Raw genomic sequence first — 15448 nt, 5'->3', positions numbered from 1 at the left:
GTTCGGCGATCGTCCGCCCCGCACCGGCATCCTCCGATTCGAGGGCACGCAGGATCGCCACGAGGTTGCGGTCCCGCTCGGCCAGCAATTCCGGGATCGTCCGATCCCCCGACTGGGCGTCGGATTGGCTCGCGATCGTCTCGACCAGCTCATCGGTCCACTCCGGCGTGTCGGTCAACTTCGACCACGGCCATTCCAGAGCCGGACCGAACTGGCCGAGAAAATGGCGCATTCCGCCCGCTCCCCCGGCGGTTCGATAGGTCTCGAACAGGCCCATCTGCGCCCACCGGAGTCCGAACCCGTAGCGAATCGAGTCATCGATCTCCTCGGTCGTCGCGACGCCGTCGCGCACCAGCCAGAGCGCCTCGCGCCAGACCGCTTCGAGGAGTCGGTCGGCGATGAACGCGTCGATCTCCACACGCACGTGCAGCGGCTTCATCCCGAGGCCCGCGTAGAGTGCCATCGCCCGATCGATGGTGTCGGCCGTCGTGTCCGTCCCACCGACGATCTCGACGAGCGGGAGGAGGTAGACCGGGTTGAACGGGTGCGCGACGACAAAACGCTCCGGCCGTTCCAGCGCGACTGCGAGATCGGTCGGTTTGAACCCGGATGTCGACGAGGCGACCAAGGCATCGGTCGGCGATGCGGCTTCGATCGCGCACAATGTGTCGTGCTTGAGGTCCAGACGTTCGGGGACACACTCCTGGATGAGCTCGGCAGAACCGACCGCGTCGTCGATCGAGTCACAGATGGTCAACGTGCCCATGTGGTCGGTCGCGAGACCGAGCCCGCGCCACGCGACCTCGGCCTGGCGAACAACATCGGCGAGAACGATCGCGACATCGGGTGCCGGATCGAACACCCGCACATCGACGCCGCGCAGCCTCATCCGGGCGACCCAGGCGGCACCGATGACACCGCACCCGACCACCCCTGCGTTCTCGACCGGAGCGTCAGCCATGCTTCGTCAGCTGCAACTCGGTGCGCACGTCAGCGGCAGACTTCAGCCCGATGTTCATCCCCCCGAGGATCTCACCGGCGCGTTCGACCAGCGACGCGTTCGTCGCCAGTTCACCGCGTCCGAGGTAGAGGTTGTCCTCCAGGCCAACCCGCACGTTGCCGCCGGCAATGGCGGCGAGCGACACGTACTGCAGTTGCATCCGGCCGATCGAGAATGCGCTGAACGTCCACGAATCGGGGACGTTGTTCACCATCGCCATGAACGTGTTGATGTCCGCCGGCGCACCCCACGGAATCCCCATGCAGAGCTGGATCATGACGGGATCCTCGATCCAACCGTCCTCCACCAGGGACTTCGCGTGCCACAGGTGGCCGGTGTCGAACGCCTCAATCTCCGGCCGCACTCCCAGCTCGGTGATCTGGCGGGCCATCTCCTGCAACATGGCCGGCGTGTTCGTCATCACGTAGTCGCCCTCGCCGAAGTTCATCGAGCCACAGTCGAGCGTGGTGATCTCGGGGCGCAGCGTGCTGATGTGCTCGAGACGTTCGGTCGCTCCGGCCATGTCGGTGGCGACTTCGTCGACCGGCAGCGGTTGCTCCACCGATCCGAACGTGAGGTCCCCGCCCATGCCCGAGGTGAGGTTGATCACGACATCGACGTCCGACGACCGCACGCGGTCCACGACTTCGGCGTAGTACTCGACGTTTCGTGAAGGAGCGCCGGTGATCGGGTCGCGCACGTGGATGTGGACGACGGCGGCTCCGGCCTTGGCCGCCCCGATGCAGTCCTCGGCGATCGCGGCAGGCGTGAACGGCACGCGATCGGACTTCCCGACCGTGTCGCCCGATCCGGTGACCGCGCAGGTGATGAAGACAGAGGTCATGTGATGCCACTTTCGGATGACGCCGACGAGGTGCCACGGCCGGTGCCGTGACGACGGAGAACGCGCAGACGCGAGTGGACATCGTCGCGATCGATGTAGCAGCCACGCAAACGGCGCGTGCCCGCCGTCGCGTCGAACGCGTCGCGACCGTGGAGAATCCGTCGATTGTCGAAACCGACGAGGTCGCCAGGCTCGAACGCCGACGTGACCATGAACCGAGCGTCGTGTGCGATCGCGGAGAACACGCGCATCGCGTCGTACGCCCGCTGTTGGGCGTCGATCGGCATGTGGGGAGCGAGGCGCACGGGATAGAACGCGCGGATCGTGAGCGGCGACCGAGGGCCGCCGAGGTCGATGATCGGGCCGATCCACCGGTGGTCACCATCGAGCGCACGGTTCGCGAACACCCACTCATCGGTCGTCAGCGAGTCGTACTCGTCGGGATGCCGGTCGCGCAGCTCGGCGACCACTGCGAGCCCGTCAGCCATCCTCGAAAAACCGCCGCTGACCGAGTTCTCGACACAGTGCAGGAACTGGAAACCGGGTGGAGTCTCGCGTGTTGGAAGGTCCGTGTGCTGGCCGAGGGCGAGGCCCGTGTTCGCCGTCGAGTCGGGTTGCACGATCGACTCGACGGTGAACACGCCACCGAAGTTCGACCCGCGGATCGGACCGATGCGACCTGCGAGCTCCGCCATGAACTCGTCTGATGCCGGAGTCCCGCGCAGCCGTCCGATCCCGTCGGTGCACAACGTCGCCAACCACTCTTCGAGGACTCGCTCGTCGTCGAGCACGATCGACCCGTCGAACGTCGGGAGCACCGGCATCGAGGCAGTCGTCCATGCCACAGGCTCGCCGGTCGCTGCATCTGGGAGGTGAGCACCGTCCGCGACCTCGCGCAACCATCCCGGGTGTGCACGCGAGCGTGGATGATCGGCCCAGACGAGATCGAGTGCACCGTCGCTGTCCACCGTCGCCTCGAGCAGCGCGGCTGTCTGCGGAAGCTGACCCGGTTCGACGGTGCCCTCCCGAGTGAGCGGTTCGAGGCCGACCGTCTGCTCGTAGAGCCACAGGGGATGGCAGACGAACTCGACCCCGTCACCCCACGCGACCCGGACCACCCCGTCGTCCAGCGACGCGCAGGTGAGCGACCGCCACGCGTGGTCCGCGAAGTCCGGCGTCAGGATCACTCCTCGCGAGAGTAGCCCCACGCCCGGCCACGATCACCCGCTCGCCCACGCCCCATCGTCGTTCGCGTGAGGTCTGTGCGGCGCCCGGGCGCACACACCTCACGCGTTCGCTGAGGCGCGGGCGTGGTCGGTTGCGGTCGGGTCGTGGGGTGTTTCAGGCCTCGCCGGAGAGGCAACGCGCGATGAACGAATTCTCGTCCGCGACCCACCGCACCGACGTCGGATGGTCCGGGAGGAACCCGTTCGACGCGTGGAACGCTCCCGGGTACACGTGGAGTTCGCATGCGACGCCGGCACGGTTCAACGCGGTTGCGTAGGCGACGTCCTCGTCGTGGAACATGTCGTACGTGCCGACGTTGATGTGCGCCGGCGGAAGGCCCGCCAGATCGTCGGCGATCGCCGGAGACGAGTACACGGTCGGTTCCGCTCCGCCGAGATAGGCCGTCCACGCGGCGAGGTTCGCCGAACGGTTCCAGACCCGCAGGTCCTGGATCGCGTGGCTGCTCGCGGTCTCGTTGCGATGGTCCAGCATCGGGAACACGAGCAACTGGCCGACGAGCGCCGGCCCGCCCTCGTCGCGAGCGCGCAATGCCGTTCCGGCCGCCAGGCCGCCCCCGGCACTCGCTCCCCCGATCATGATCCGATCCGGGCTGATCCCCAATTCGTCGGCGTTGCCGGCCATCCAGGTCAGACCGGCGAAACAGTCGTCCACCAAACCGGGAGCCGGGGTCTCCGGGGCGAGGCGGTAGTCGACCGACACGACGACGCAGCGATGCGCCGAGGCTCGGGTCGCGCACAGGAAATCGTCCGAATCGGCATTCAACAGCACCATCCCGCCACCGTGGATCCAGAGGATCGCCGCGGCACCCGACTCGAGTTCTGCCGGCGTGTACACCTTGAGCCGGACGTCGGGCCCGCCGTCGAGCGACGGGGCGAACGCCTCGGTCACCTCGACATCCTCGGGAAGCGGCGGTGCGGGCATCATCGCCAGGAGTCCCTCGAGGCGGGCGCGGGCTGCGGGGATGTCGCTCAGGTCCATGAGGTCCGGTGGCAGGACGGACAACACTGCCGCGCACCGTTCGTCGAGAGCGCTGTCGAGGTCGATCGCTGTGGTCATGCGCCGATGCTGGCAGATTCGCGCAACGGCCCCGGCGTCGGACGCGGATCAGCCGAGGAAGTCGGAGCACACGTCGTGCCACAGACGAGTGGTCAGTGCGAGCGACTCGACGTCGATGCGCTCGTTGTGCCCGTGGAAGCGCGCCCCGAAGTCTCCGGCGTCGAGCTCGGGACTGAACAGCCCCGCGCCATAGGCGACCGCCCCCAGCTCGCGATAGATGCGGGCGTCGGTGAAGCCCACGACCAGTTGCGGCGTCAGCCGAGCGGTCGGGAACGGAGTGTTCACCCCGCGTGCCAGCGCATCCCAGAGCGGGGTGTCGACGGGCGAGATCGACGCCTGGTCGTTCATCAGGATCTCGACCTCGACGTGATCGGCGAGGTCGCCCAGCGCGGCGCGCAGGTGGGCATCGACCTCGTCGGGACCGTCCCCCGGAAGGGTGCGGATGTCGACGTTGATGGACACGTGATCGGGGATGACGTTGGTCTTCATCCCTCCCCCATCGAGCAGGTTGGCGGAGAAGGTGGTGTGCGTACATGCGTGGAGGTGCGCCGCGGCGGGCACCGAACCCAGCCCGTCGAGGAACTCGTCGATCGATCCTTCGTCGAGCAGTTCGCCCTTCATGTCGTCGGGCAGCCCGAGCGTGTCGACGCGGGTCCGCCAGAGCTCGGTGAACCGCGGGGCCGGCCGGTAGTCGGCGAGGCGTTGCACGACGCCCGCCGCCTTGACGAGCGCGTTGTCGCTGCGGAACGGCATCGAACCGTGACCCGGTGTTCCACGCACGGTCAGCCTCCGCCACGCGACCCCCTTCTCGGCGATGTTGACGGCGACGAAGGGCGCCTCGGCGGGTCCCGAGTGCAGCCCACCGTTCTCGGTGAGGACGTAGTCGGCCCGGATCGCGTCCGGATGCTGCTCGGCCATCCAGCGGGCTCCGTAGGCGCTCCCGGACTCCTCGTCCGCGACGCCGAAGTAGATCAGATCCCCGGTCGGCCGGAACCGTCCGGCCGCTGCTTCATCGGCGAGCGAACGGAACGCCACCGCCATCGACGCGGTGAGGTTCAACATGTCGACCGCTCCGCGACCCCAGACCTCCCCGTCGATCAACTCGCCGCCGAACGGATCGTTCCGCCACCCCTCGGGATGAACCGGGACGACGTCGGTGTGCCCCATCAAGCACAGCGACGGGGCGTCGGGATCCGAACCCGCGATGCGGCCCACGATCGACGCTCGTCCGGGAATCGGCTCGAATCGCTCGACGTCCACGCCGGGACCGGCGATGACCTGCTCGAGCACGTCGGCGTTGCGCGACTCGTGACCCGACTCGGCCGTCCCGTCGTTCACACACTCGTTGCGGATCATGGTCTGGAGAAGTTCGACCGTCCGGCCGGTCATCCCCTCGAGCGAGCGTTCGTCCAGTCGACCCATCACCGCAACGTACATCGGAGATGTCGGTCCGACGAGACGTCGAGCGCTGGTTGAGCCTGCTCGCGACCGCTCGCGTACAGTCGCACCCATGACGACGGTCGAATCCGATGTTCCAGCCTCGCTGCTCGCCGACAAGGAAGGTCGGTGGACGGCACAGTGGAAGGAGCTCTACGCAGAGGTCATCACGAACGACCTGTGCACGGGGTGCGCCGGGTGCGTCGTCACCTGCCCGCACGACGTGATCGGCTACGAGCACGAGGAGGGCAAGTACATCCCGTTCCACATCGAGGAGGAACTCGGCCTCGACAACTGCATCCACGGCGAGAAGGGGTGCACGACCTGCACCCGGGCGTGCCCGCGGTTCCGAGCGTGGGAGCCCGCTGCCGACATGCACCTGTTCGGCCGGGTGCGCGAGCCCGACGAGATGGCCGGAATCTGGCGCCAGCTCTACCTCACCCGGGCCAGCGACAAGACCGTCCACGAGAACGGCCAGGACGGCGGCCTCGTCTCCGCACTGCTGATCTGGTTGCGCGAGAACGACTACATCGATGCCGCGCTGGTGTCCGGTGTCGAGGACGACGATGCCTGGAAGGCGAAGCCGGTCGTCGTCGAGACGAAAGAGGAGATCCTCGCCACCGCCGGATCGCGCTACACGTACTGTGCCAACCCGCTCGCTCTGCCCGAGGCCCGCGCGCGCGGTTTCGAGCGGCTCGCACTGGTCGGGATGGGCTGTCAGACGTCGTCGCCCCCGGTGATGTGGGACCGCAAGGCCGGCAAGGTCTCCAAGCCGTTCATCTTCAACATCGGCCTGCTCTGTTCGAAGACGTTCGACGACGCGATCTTCGAAGAACTCTTCGAGGCCAAGTACGGCCTGAAGAAGCAGGACATGGTCAAGATGAACATCAAGGGCGTGTTCCAGATCTGGATGAAGGACGGCTCGTACCACGAGATCAACCTCAAGGAATGCCACGCCTGGACCCGTCAGGGATGCACGACGTGCCCCGACTTCGCCGCCGAACACTCCGACATCGCGACCGGCGGGATCGGTGAAGACAACGACTGGACCCTGACCATCGCGCGCACCGAACTCGGTGAAGAGGTCATCGAGCGGATGATCGCCGACGGCGTGATCGAGGCCAAGCCCGCCCAGACCGACGAGACCGCGATGAGGCTCCTGCGACTGCTGTCGATCGTCAGCCGACGTCGCTGGCCGAAGGACGCCAACGCCGCACCCGCCGTCGGAGTCCCCCCGCCCAAGAAGAAGGCGGTCGCGAAGAAGGCCGCAGCCGACGTGGCGACCGACGAAAAGCCTGCGAGCGACGAGAAACCGGCGCCGACGTCGTGATCGGTTGGGCGGTCAGAATCTGATCGCCCGACCCGGTCACTCGGGAATCAGGAACAGCTTTCGAGACTCGCCTGATACTCGGCGAGTTGCGCTTCGGCCTCGACCTTGTCCGGCCCGGTCGTCAGGAGACCTTCGGAGATGGCCTCGAGCTCGTCGTTGCTGTAGTTGTCGAGCTGGTCGAGGAGGCACTCTTCGTCGAGTTCGGGGTTGTCGAGCGACTCGGCCTTGATGATGTCCTGAGCGACCCGCTTCGGGCCCGGGTCGGACGTGCACGCCGAGAGTGCGAGCAGGCCGATCACCGCAGCCGCGACACCGCGGCGAGCGCGTTGCCTGCCGACCGGGCGCGGGGATGTCTTCGTCGTCGCGTTCGCTTTCACAGGGCGTCGAGGCTACTGCCAGGATGAGGCGATGCCGCTGAACTCCGAGGCTCGCTCGCTTCTCGACCTGATGGATGCGGTCGGGGCTCCCCCGCTCGATTCGCTCCCACCGGTTGCCGCTCGTGACGCCCGGGCAGAGTTCGCTGCGCCGATTCTCGAGCGATGTCACGAAACGGTCGACCTCGATGCCGATGGGGTGCCGGTTCGCCTCTACCGTCCGGCACCCGCCGACGAGGTACCCGGCCTCCTCCTGTGGTTCCACGGCGGCGGGTGGGTGCTCGGCGACATCGCGAGCCACGACAACATCTGCCACGCACTCGCACGCCGCGCGGGGCACGCCGTTCTCAGCGTTGCCTACGGTCTCGCTCCCGAGCGGCCATTTCCCGCGGCGCTGGACGATTGCATCCAGGCGACCCGATGGGCACACGAACATGCCGGCGAACTTGGCGTCGATGCCGACCGCATCGCGATCGGCGGGGATTCGGCGGGGGCGAATCTCGCAACGGTCGTGTGCCACTCGGATCCGCCGCCGCTCGTGTTCCAGGTCCTGGTCTATCCCCTCACCGACGCCCGCATGACCACGGCGAGCTACGACGAGAACGGCGAGGGGTACTTCCTCACGGCGTCGTCGATGCGATGGTTCCTCGACCATTACCTGTCGGGCGATGACGGCGCAGCAGACGACCCCCGCGTGTCGCCGATGCTCGCTGCCGACGACGTGTTGTCGTCGGACCCTCCGGCCCTCGTGATCACGGCAGGTTTCGACCCGCTACGCGATGAGGGAATCGCCTATGCGAACCGTCTCGCCGATCTCGGCGTCGCGACCCACCACGTCCACTTCCCGGGCCAGATCCACGGGTTCTTCTCGATGCCTCACCACCTCGGCGACGCCCGCGCGGCCCTCGCCCTCGCCGCCCAATCCCTCGCCGACGCCCTCGCCCAGCGGGATCCACCGCCCGCCTGACCAGCGCGTCGCCCGAACCGCGACCTTCGGCCGGCCACGCGCCATCCGAACCCACCCTGCAGCCGACCACCCCCACCCCGCATCCGAACCCGCCACGAGGAAATTCGGTCGGATCGTGACGCCCAGCGTTCCGATGGCACGAAATTTGCCCGGGGGGCGGGCGGAGCTCTGGAATTTCGTGTGATCGCGACGACCCGCGTCACGATTGCTCGAAATTTCCCCAGCTCGTGGCTGTCTGGTCAGGGGTGAGCGAGGGTGAGGGCCCGGGAGAAGATCGCATCGAGCATGGGTTCGGTGAGCCGGCCGGTGAACGTGTTCTGTTGGCTCACGTGGTAACAGCCGAGCAGGATCGGCCCGCCGTCGACCACGACTTCGACGCCGTGACCGAACTTCGGCTTCGGCCGTACGCCGAAGTGGCGCAGCGCCGCGTCGAACCCGAACGTCCCGAGGCACACGACCACCCGCATCGTCTCGAGCGCTACGAGTTCTCGCCGGAGGAACCCGGCACAGGTGTCGCGCTCGCCGGGAGTCGGCTTGTTGTCGGGAGGCGCACACTTCACCGCCGAGGTGACCCACGCATCGGTCAACTCCAAACCGTCGTCGGCCGACACCGACTCGGCCTGGTTGGCCAATCCGGCGCGATGCATCGCCCGGAACAGCCAGTCGCCGCTGCGATCCCCGGTGAACATCCGCCCGGTCCGGTTCGCTCCGTGCGCCGCCGGGGCGAGTCCGAGCACCACGATGCGCGCACGCTCGTCGCCGAATCCGGTGATCGCCCGACCCCAGTACTCCTCGTCGCGAAATGCGGCCCGCTTGTCCTGCGCGATCTGCTCACGCCACGCGACGAGTCGCGGGCAGGCGCGGCATTCGATGATCTCGGCTCCGATCTCGACGAGGGCACCCACCGAAGTCGACAGTAGATTCGATGACGGCCATGACCAAAGCGACCCCCGCCTCCACTGCTGCGACCCCGACCCGAAAGCGGGCTGCGAAGAAGTCCGCTGCTCGGCGCTCGGGATCGACCGGACCGAAGCCGACGACGATTCTCCTCGTGCGTCACGGCCAGACCCCCACGACCGGAAAGGTCCTCCCGGGCCGCGCCACGGGACTCCATCTCGCCGACGAGGGCAGGCGTCAGGCCGAGATCGCGGCAGAGCGCATCGCCGAGATCGGCTCGGTGGCCGCGGTCTACTCGTCGCCGCTCGAGCGGGCGAAGGAAACCGCTGCCCCGATCTCGAAGGCGCTCGGTCTGCGCACCAAGGTCGATCGCGGTCTGTTCGAATGCGATTTCGGCGACTGGACCGGCAAGGAACTCAAGAAGCTCAACAAGCTCCCCGAATGGCGGACGGTGCAGAGCGCCCCGTCGACGTTCCGGTTCCCGAACGGCGAGAGCTTCACCGAAATGCAGACGCGTATGGTGTCGACGCTCGACCGCCTGCGCCTCCAGCACCCGGGCGACACGATCGTGTGCGTGTCCCACGCCGACACGATCAAGGCGGCGGTCGCGCATGCGCTCGGCACCCACATCGACCTGTTCCAGCGCATCGTCATCAGTCCCGCCTCGGTGAGCGCGCTCACGTGGCATGCGGGCGGTCCGATCGTGCTGGCCGTCAATTCCACCGGCCGCCCACTCACCGAGCTGCGGCCGGCCTGATCGGAGACGACGCCGAGAATGAGCATCTTCCACGAGTTCGATGACGTCGACAAGTTCACCGTCGGGACCGTCGGTCGTCCCGGGGACCGGACGTTCTTCCTCCAGATCCGCGCCGAGGGCTCCCGGATCGCGTTGAAGTGCGAGAAACAGCAGGCAGCGGCGATCGCCCAGTACCTCGACAAGGTGCTCGCCGATCTCCCGCCCGCCGAGGACCGCCCGATCGCGGGAGCGATGGAGCTCACCGCTCCGGTCGAGCCGGTATTCGTCCTCGGGCCGATCGGTCTCGGCTACGACCGGTCCAACGACAAGGTACTCCTGCAACTCGAGGAGGTCGGCGAGGTCGACGAGAACGGCGAACCGGTCGACGACGAGAACCGCGGCCACGTCCGGATCTACATCACCCGCGGGCAGGCGGCGGCCTTCGCCAAGCAGGCGAGCAACGTGATCGAGTCGGGTCGGGCGGAGTGCACCTGGTGCGGGAATCCGATGGACCCCGATGGTCACGCCTGCCCGAGGATGAACTGACGCGTGGACGAACCATTCCACGACGGACCGATCGACGACGAACCCCTGCACGACGAACCCGAAGGTGTGGTGCTGCAGGTCGACGACGTGGCGGATCCGATCCAGCATCTGCTGCGCGGCGATGTCGAGATCGAGGGACGGATGCCGCACAGTTCGAATGCGACGTTCCTCGTCCACGTCACGCACGACGGCAACACCCATCCAGCGATCTACAAACCGCTGCGCGGCGAGCGCCCGCTGTGGGACTTCGAGCCTGGACTGCACCGGCGCGAGGTGGCGGCGTATCGACTCAGTGAGGCGATGAAGCTCCACGTCGTCCCGCCGACGGTGCTGCGCGACGGTCCGCTCGGTGAGGGATCGTTCCAGTGGTTCGTGGTCGGCGACCATCGCGAGCACTACTTCACGATCTACGAGACGATGCCCGAGCTGCACGACCGGTTGCGCGACATGGCAGCGCTCGACATCGTGGCCAACAACACCGACCGCAAGAGCGGGCACTGTCTGCTGATCCCTGCGTCGGATGATGCGGCGGCGACCATCTGGGGAATCGACCACGGCCTCTGCTTCGCACCGGAGTTCAAGCTGCGGACCGTGATCTGGGAGTTCGGTGGCGAACCACTTCCCGACCACGTCGTCGACGCGGCGAACCGCATCGTCGACAGGGTTCCACTGGATGTCGCGGCGCTGCTCGCCGACGGCGAGGTCGAAGCGATCCAGGGTCGAGCTGCGTGGATGGTCGAGGAACGCCGCTTCCCGACCGATCCCACCGGGCGCCGCTACCCCTGGCCGCTGGTCTAGGTCACGGTCGAGGAGCCACCGATGTCCACGCGCACGATCGTCGTCACCGTCACCGAGGACCTCGCGGAGCTCGTCACCGATCGGATGTGGCAGTGGGGCGTGCAGGCGGTCAGTGAGACCGCTGGCGGAAACGGAGTCGTCGAGATCGCGACATCGGTCGGCAACGACGTCGACGCCATCGACCGAGCACTCGCCACCCTCGATCCATCATGGGCGGTCGTCGTGCGCGACGTCGAGGATGCGATCGCACAGGTGCCCGCCGAGTTCCTGTCACCGACGTGGTACGCCCCCGGCATGGTCTCGGTCCCGGCGGCCCTCCTCCCGTTCGAGCCGGACGACCCTGCGACGACGGTGACCGTGATCGATCCGGGCAGTGCGTTCGGTCTCGGCGATCACCCGACGACGCGTACGTCGATGGCGCTGCTCGCCGAACTGCTCCGGTCACGCGACTCGGTCGACTCGGTCGACCGGGCGTCCGGCCCACACGATCGACTGCTCGACGTGGGATGCGGCACGGGTGCGCTCGCCGTACTGGGCGCACAGCTGGGGGTGCCGACCATCCGTGCGATCGACATCGCCGATGCCGCGGTCGCCGCCACCCGACGGAACATGGAGTTGAACGGCGTGGACGGCTCGATCGTCGTCGACACCACACCCGTCGCCGACGTCACCGGTACGTTCGACATCGTCATGGCGAACATTCTCGCCCCCGTGCTCGTGTCGATGGCCGGCGACCTCCGGCGCCTGGTGCGCCCCGGCGGATCGCTGGTGATCAGTGGGATCCTCGCCGACCGGCACGACCACGTGCTCGACGCGTTGCAACCGCTCGCTCCCGTGCGTTCGCTCGAACACGACGGCTGGGTGTCGATCATCCTGCGCTGACGGACATCGTGTCCTCGACGCGGTGGGACGGTGTTCGTGACACACTGCGACGAATGTTCGAGGAGCACGTGAGCGACGACAGCCTCGACGGGCTCATCCATCGAGCCGACCTCGATGGTCTCGTCCGGATGGTCGACGATCGCTGCTCGGCACACGACTGGGCCGGCGTCCTCCGCGTCCGCGATCGCAGTCGTCAGGCGGTGGAGACCGGGCGTCAGCTCTGGCCCGCCGCCACGCTCGCCGAGTACCGGCTCGCACTGCACGCCGATCCCGAGTTCGTGGCCGCGGTGCTCGACGAGCGCGATGGTCTCTCGGGGCGGTTCACGATCGGTCCGCTGACCGAGGTCGCCGCGCAACGTCACTCCTGGGGTGACCTCGCCGAACAGCTCGAACCCGGTCCGCGCGCGTCGTTCGTCGCGCACGAACGGGTGATCCGCGGCGAGCCGATCGACGAACCCGATCTCGCCGACGTGCTCGACATCCCGACGACGCTCCAGGCGTGGGAACCGACGTACGCGGTGGCCACGTACGAGGACGGCGGAGCCGAGTTCCCGCTTCCCGACCTGCCGACCGACTGGGTCGATCTCGTGCCGGTCTCCGATGCCGAGACCCTCGATGACGACGTCGAACTGGCGCTGCGCCAGCTGGTCGAGCCATGGGTGACCGCATCGAACGGGCGGGCCGAGTCGGTCTGTGTCGTCGGCGACATCGACGCCGCCCTCGGCGCGCTCGGGGTTCGACGGGCACGGATCTGCGAACTCGATCCGGGCGAGGCCATCGCCTGGACCGCGTGGGCGGGAGCGAGCGGCGGCGCACACGGCCGACGCCGAGGCGCAGCTGCGGGCCGGTTCGGCGCATGGTGGCTCCTCACTGCACTCGGCGACCTGCTCGACGAGTGGCCGATCGATCCCGACCAACTCGGTGTGCTCGCGAACGAGTTCCGATGGTTCCGCTGGAACGCCTTCGAGCCGGAGATCGGGTGGTCGTTGCAGCTTGCGATCGCCGATCCGTCCGAGAACGTCGCCTGGGCGATCACCGCCCAGGACAGCGACTGACGATCGGCGCGGATCCTTCGACAATCCTGTCGAATCGTTGGGGCAGGCCTCACGACGGGCCGTGAGCATGCCTCCTCATGACCGCCACGCTCTCCGGAACCGACGCGACCCGATCGACCGTGACGTCCGACCGGGCGACATCCCGATCGCGCTCGTTCGGACGACATCGCGTTCTGGGACTCGTGGTGCCGCTCCAGATCTTCCTCGCCACCGGCTGGCTGCGCGCCGGGATCGAGAAGGTGATCGATCCGACGTGGTGGTCCGGCGATCATCTCCTCGACTTCCTCGAGCAGCAACGTCCGCAGATGCTGCCCTGGTTCGTGTGGTTCTCGGACGGGGTCCTCACACCGCTCGCACCGCTCGTCGCCTGGCTCGTGGTCGCGATGCAGCTCGTCATCGCCGCGTGTCTCGCCACGAATCGCTGGGTGGCCCGCGCGCTCTGGGCCGGCGTGCTGCTCAACGTCTGTTTCACGATGGCCGGCGCGGTCAATCCATCTGCGTTCTACCTCGTCATGGAGATGGCACTGCTGTTCTCGCTGAGCCGTCCGATCCGTGAAGCGGTGGCGAATCACCGAGCGGTGGCGTGGCTGATCCCCGCAGCCCTGTTCGCTCCGTTCGCACGCACGATCGAACCGAGCCGGGTGGTCGACGACCCCGCGCTCATGCTGAGCACCCTGTGCGTGATCGCTGCCGTGACGACACTCGCCGCGGGACACCTCGCTCATCGGAACCACTGAGCACGACGACATCCCGGTACCGGCAGATTGCGGCACGTTTGGCAACATGCACCGATGGCATCACCTGTCGTCCGCCAGTTCACTCCCGAGTTGACCGAGATCGCCACCGGGCTGCAGTTTCCCGAAGGGCCGATCGCGATGCCGGACGGATCGATCGTGCTCGTGGAGATGTTCGGGCCACGACTGACCCGCATCCACCCGGACGGCAGCCGCGACGTGATCGCCGAGATCGAGGGCGGACCGAACGGGGCCGCGGTCGGACCCGATGGCGCGATCTACCTCTGCAACAACGGTGGCTCGTTCAGTCCGGTGCACTTCGGCGACCTCACGTTGCCGGGTGATTTCGATCCGGCGCGTTACATCGGTGGACGCATCCAGCGGGTGGACGTGACGACCGGTGTCGTCACCGACCTCTACACGCAGTGCGACGGGCGGCCGTTCCGCGGTCCGAATGACCTGGTCATGGACGGTCACGGCGGATTCTGGTTCACCGATCACGGTATTCGCGACAGGGCGAACCGCACCGCCGACCTGACCGGGATCTACTACGCCCACGCCGACGGCACCCGGGTCACCGAGGTCGTGTACCCCACCGATTCACCCAACGGCATCGGTCTGTCGCCGGACAACGACACGGTCTACTGGGCCGAGACCCACACGGGACGAGTCTTCCGGCGGGAGATCAGCGCCCCGGGCGAGTTGGTCCCGCCGAACCCGCTGGACCTGTCGATCGTGCTCTACGGACTTCCCGGGATGCAGTTCCTCGATTCGCTCGCTGTGGACGGTGAGGGTTGGGTCTGCGTCGCGACGATCTACAACGGCGGCATCACGGCGATCTCGCCCGACGGAAGCCAGGTCGAGCACTACGCCACCGGCGATCTCCTCACCACCAACATCTGCTTCGGTGGCGACGATCTGCGCACGGCCTACGTCACCTGTTCGAGCACCGGCACGCTCGTGTCGTTCCCCTGGCCCCGGCCCGGTCTCCGCCTCGCCCACCAGTGACGGTTTCGGCCCGACCCGGGGCCATCGATCAGATCGATCCGAAAACGACAACGGCCGAGCCCCGCAGGACTCGGCCGTCGATCGATTCGATTGAGCTGATCAGCTGCGGGCGTTGAGCGCCTCGAGGAGCTGCGGGAGCACCTTGTGCACGTCACCCACGATGCCGAGGTCGGCGACACCGAAGATCGGTGCCTCCTTGTCCTTGTTGATCGCGATGATGTTCTTGGAGCCCTTCATGCCCACCATGTGCTGCGTCGCACCGGAGATTCCGGCGGCGATGTAGACGGTCGGCTTGACGACCTTGCCGGTCTGGCCGACCTGGTAGCTGTAGGGGACCCAACCGGCGTCGACGATCGCTCGCGATGCGCCGGGCGCACCCTTGAGCTGCTTGGCCAGCTGTTCGATCATCTCGAACTTGTCGGCTTCGCCGAGTCCACGTCCACCCGACACGACCACGGCGGCCTCGTCGAGCTTCGGGCCGGACGTCTCTTCGACGTGCACGGCGGTGACGGTGGCCCCACCGGTTGCTCCCAGAT

General features: G+C 67.4%; 17 protein-coding genes. 9 read left to right on the top strand and 8 right to left on the bottom strand.

The features are described 5' to 3' along the window. The 5 genes from WBV89_RS07045 to WBV89_RS07025 all read right to left on the bottom strand — a co-directional run. On the bottom strand, positions 1-961 hold a 961-nt coding region (locus tag WBV89_RS07045; RefSeq protein WP_423980624.1), incomplete at its 3' end, for a 3-hydroxyacyl-CoA dehydrogenase NAD-binding domain-containing protein. Continuing rightward, positions 954-1844, bottom strand: coding sequence for a 3-keto-5-aminohexanoate cleavage protein (locus WBV89_RS07040; protein ID WP_423980623.1), 891 nt, complete (start codon positions 1842-1844; stop codon positions 954-956). The genes WBV89_RS07045 and WBV89_RS07040, both read right to left, overlap by 8 nt. Then, positions 1841-3031: a TauD/TfdA family dioxygenase gene (locus WBV89_RS07035; RefSeq protein WP_423980622.1), complete on the bottom strand. Its 1191-nt coding sequence runs from the start codon at positions 3029-3031 to the stop codon at positions 1841-1843. Before WBV89_RS07035 ends, WBV89_RS07040 begins: the two co-directional genes overlap by 4 nt. A gap of 154 nt (positions 3032-3185) precedes the next feature. Beyond that, on the bottom strand, positions 3186-4148 hold the full coding sequence (locus WBV89_RS07030) for an alpha/beta hydrolase (RefSeq protein ID WP_423980621.1): 963 nt from the start codon (positions 4146-4148) through the stop codon (positions 3186-3188). A 48-nt stretch (positions 4149-4196) separates the two neighbouring features. After that, positions 4197-5570, bottom strand: coding sequence for a M20/M25/M40 family metallo-hydrolase (locus tag WBV89_RS07025; RefSeq protein WP_423980620.1), 1374 nt, complete (start codon positions 5568-5570; stop codon positions 4197-4199). 88 nt (positions 5571-5658) lie between these two features. Between WBV89_RS07025 and WBV89_RS07020 the strand changes: the two genes are divergently transcribed. Then, the gene (locus WBV89_RS07020; protein ID WP_423980619.1) at positions 5659-6915 is read left to right on the top strand and encodes a Coenzyme F420 hydrogenase/dehydrogenase, beta subunit C-terminal domain; all 1257 of its coding nucleotides are present in this window, start codon (positions 5659-5661) and stop codon (positions 6913-6915) included. 47 nt (positions 6916-6962) lie between these two features. Here the strand turns inward: WBV89_RS07020 and WBV89_RS07015 are convergent, their stop codons facing one another. Continuing rightward, on the bottom strand, positions 6963-7292 hold the full coding sequence (locus tag WBV89_RS07015) for a hypothetical protein (RefSeq protein ID WP_423980618.1): 330 nt from the start codon (positions 7290-7292) through the stop codon (positions 6963-6965). Positions 7293-7323: 31 nt separating this feature from the next. Here WBV89_RS07015 and WBV89_RS07010 point away from each other — a divergent pair, with 31 nt between their 5' ends. Next, a complete protein-coding gene (locus WBV89_RS07010) occupies positions 7324-8256 on the top strand; it encodes an alpha/beta hydrolase (RefSeq protein WP_423980617.1) in 933 nt (310 codons plus the stop codon). A gap of 239 nt (positions 8257-8495) precedes the next feature. On the opposite strand, the gene WBV89_RS07005 is transcribed toward WBV89_RS07010, so the two are convergent. After that, complete coding sequence (locus WBV89_RS07005) at positions 8496-9161, bottom strand: uracil-DNA glycosylase (protein ID WP_423980616.1); 666 nt, start codon at positions 9159-9161, stop codon at positions 8496-8498. 29 nt (positions 9162-9190) lie between these two features. Here WBV89_RS07005 and WBV89_RS07000 point away from each other — a divergent pair, with 29 nt between their 5' ends. The 7 genes from WBV89_RS07000 to WBV89_RS06970 all read left to right on the top strand — a co-directional run bounded on the left by WBV89_RS07000 (position 9191) and on the right by WBV89_RS06970 (position 14912). Continuing rightward, positions 9191-9910, top strand: a complete 720-nt coding sequence (locus WBV89_RS07000; protein WP_423980615.1) for an MSMEG_4193 family putative phosphomutase — start codon at positions 9191-9193, stop codon at positions 9908-9910. 18 nt (positions 9911-9928) lie between these two features. Beyond that, positions 9929-10435, top strand: coding sequence for a DUF3090 domain-containing protein (locus WBV89_RS06995; RefSeq protein WP_423980614.1), 507 nt, complete (start codon positions 9929-9931; stop codon positions 10433-10435). 3 nt (positions 10436-10438) lie between these two features. After that, complete coding sequence (locus WBV89_RS06990; RefSeq protein ID WP_423980613.1) at positions 10439-11233, top strand: SCO1664 family protein; 795 nt, start codon at positions 10439-10441, stop codon at positions 11231-11233. Positions 11234-11254: 21 nt separating this feature from the next. Next, positions 11255-12115 (top strand): 50S ribosomal protein L11 methyltransferase, encoded by an 861-nt coding sequence (locus WBV89_RS06985; protein WP_423980612.1) that lies wholly within the window; start codon positions 11255-11257, stop codon positions 12113-12115. Positions 12116-12168: 53 nt separating this feature from the next. Beyond that, complete coding sequence (locus tag WBV89_RS06980; protein WP_423980611.1) at positions 12169-13170, top strand: hypothetical protein; 1002 nt, start codon at positions 12169-12171, stop codon at positions 13168-13170. Positions 13171-13247: 77 nt separating this feature from the next. Next, on the top strand, positions 13248-13907 hold the full coding sequence (locus WBV89_RS06975; protein ID WP_423980610.1) for a MauE/DoxX family redox-associated membrane protein: 660 nt from the start codon (positions 13248-13250) through the stop codon (positions 13905-13907). A gap of 54 nt (positions 13908-13961) precedes the next feature. Then, positions 13962-14912, top strand: coding sequence for an SMP-30/gluconolactonase/LRE family protein (locus WBV89_RS06970; RefSeq protein ID WP_423980608.1), 951 nt, complete (start codon positions 13962-13964; stop codon positions 14910-14912). A gap of 99 nt (positions 14913-15011) precedes the next feature. On the opposite strand, the gene WBV89_RS06965 is transcribed toward WBV89_RS06970, so the two are convergent. Beyond that, the coding region (locus WBV89_RS06965; RefSeq protein ID WP_423980607.1) for an electron transfer flavoprotein subunit alpha/FixB family protein at positions 15012-15448 on the bottom strand (437 nt) is incomplete at its 5' end.

Source organism: Ilumatobacter sp., from assembly GCF_049588435.1.
Lineage (GTDB): Bacteria > Actinomycetota > Acidimicrobiia > Acidimicrobiales > Ilumatobacteraceae > Ilumatobacter_A.
This window is presented reverse-complemented; position numbering and strand designations above follow the sequence as displayed.

What these genes read in the sequence shown, in the direction of transcription:
- WBV89_RS07030 (WP_423980621.1), bottom strand. Translation starts at nt 4,148, where the DNA reads ATGACCACAGCGATCGACCTCGACAGCGCTCTCGACGAACGGTGCGCG.
- WBV89_RS06995 (WP_423980614.1), top strand. Translation starts at nt 9,929, where the DNA reads ATGAGCATCTTCCACGAGTTCGATGACGTCGACAAGTTCACCGTCGGG.
- WBV89_RS06970 (WP_423980608.1), top strand. Translation starts at nt 13,962, where the DNA reads ATGGCATCACCTGTCGTCCGCCAGTTCACTCCCGAGTTGACCGAGATC.
- WBV89_RS07000 (WP_423980615.1), top strand. Translation starts at nt 9,191, where the DNA reads ATGACCAAAGCGACCCCCGCCTCCACTGCTGCGACCCCGACCCGAAAG.
- WBV89_RS07040 (WP_423980623.1), bottom strand. Translation starts at nt 1,844, where the DNA reads ATGACCTCTGTCTTCATCACCTGCGCGGTCACCGGATCGGGCGACACG.
- WBV89_RS07025 (WP_423980620.1), bottom strand. Translation starts at nt 5,570, where the DNA reads ATGGGTCGACTGGACGAACGCTCGCTCGAGGGGATGACCGGCCGGACG.
- WBV89_RS06980 (WP_423980611.1), top strand. Translation starts at nt 12,169, where the DNA reads ATGTTCGAGGAGCACGTGAGCGACGACAGCCTCGACGGGCTCATCCAT.
- WBV89_RS06985 (WP_423980612.1), top strand. Translation starts at nt 11,255, where the DNA reads ATGTCCACGCGCACGATCGTCGTCACCGTCACCGAGGACCTCGCGGAG.
- WBV89_RS07010 (WP_423980617.1), top strand. Translation starts at nt 7,324, where the DNA reads ATGCCGCTGAACTCCGAGGCTCGCTCGCTTCTCGACCTGATGGATGCG.
- WBV89_RS06975 (WP_423980610.1), top strand. Translation starts at nt 13,248, where the DNA reads ATGACCGCCACGCTCTCCGGAACCGACGCGACCCGATCGACCGTGACG.
- WBV89_RS07020 (WP_423980619.1), top strand. Translation starts at nt 5,659, where the DNA reads ATGACGACGGTCGAATCCGATGTTCCAGCCTCGCTGCTCGCCGACAAG.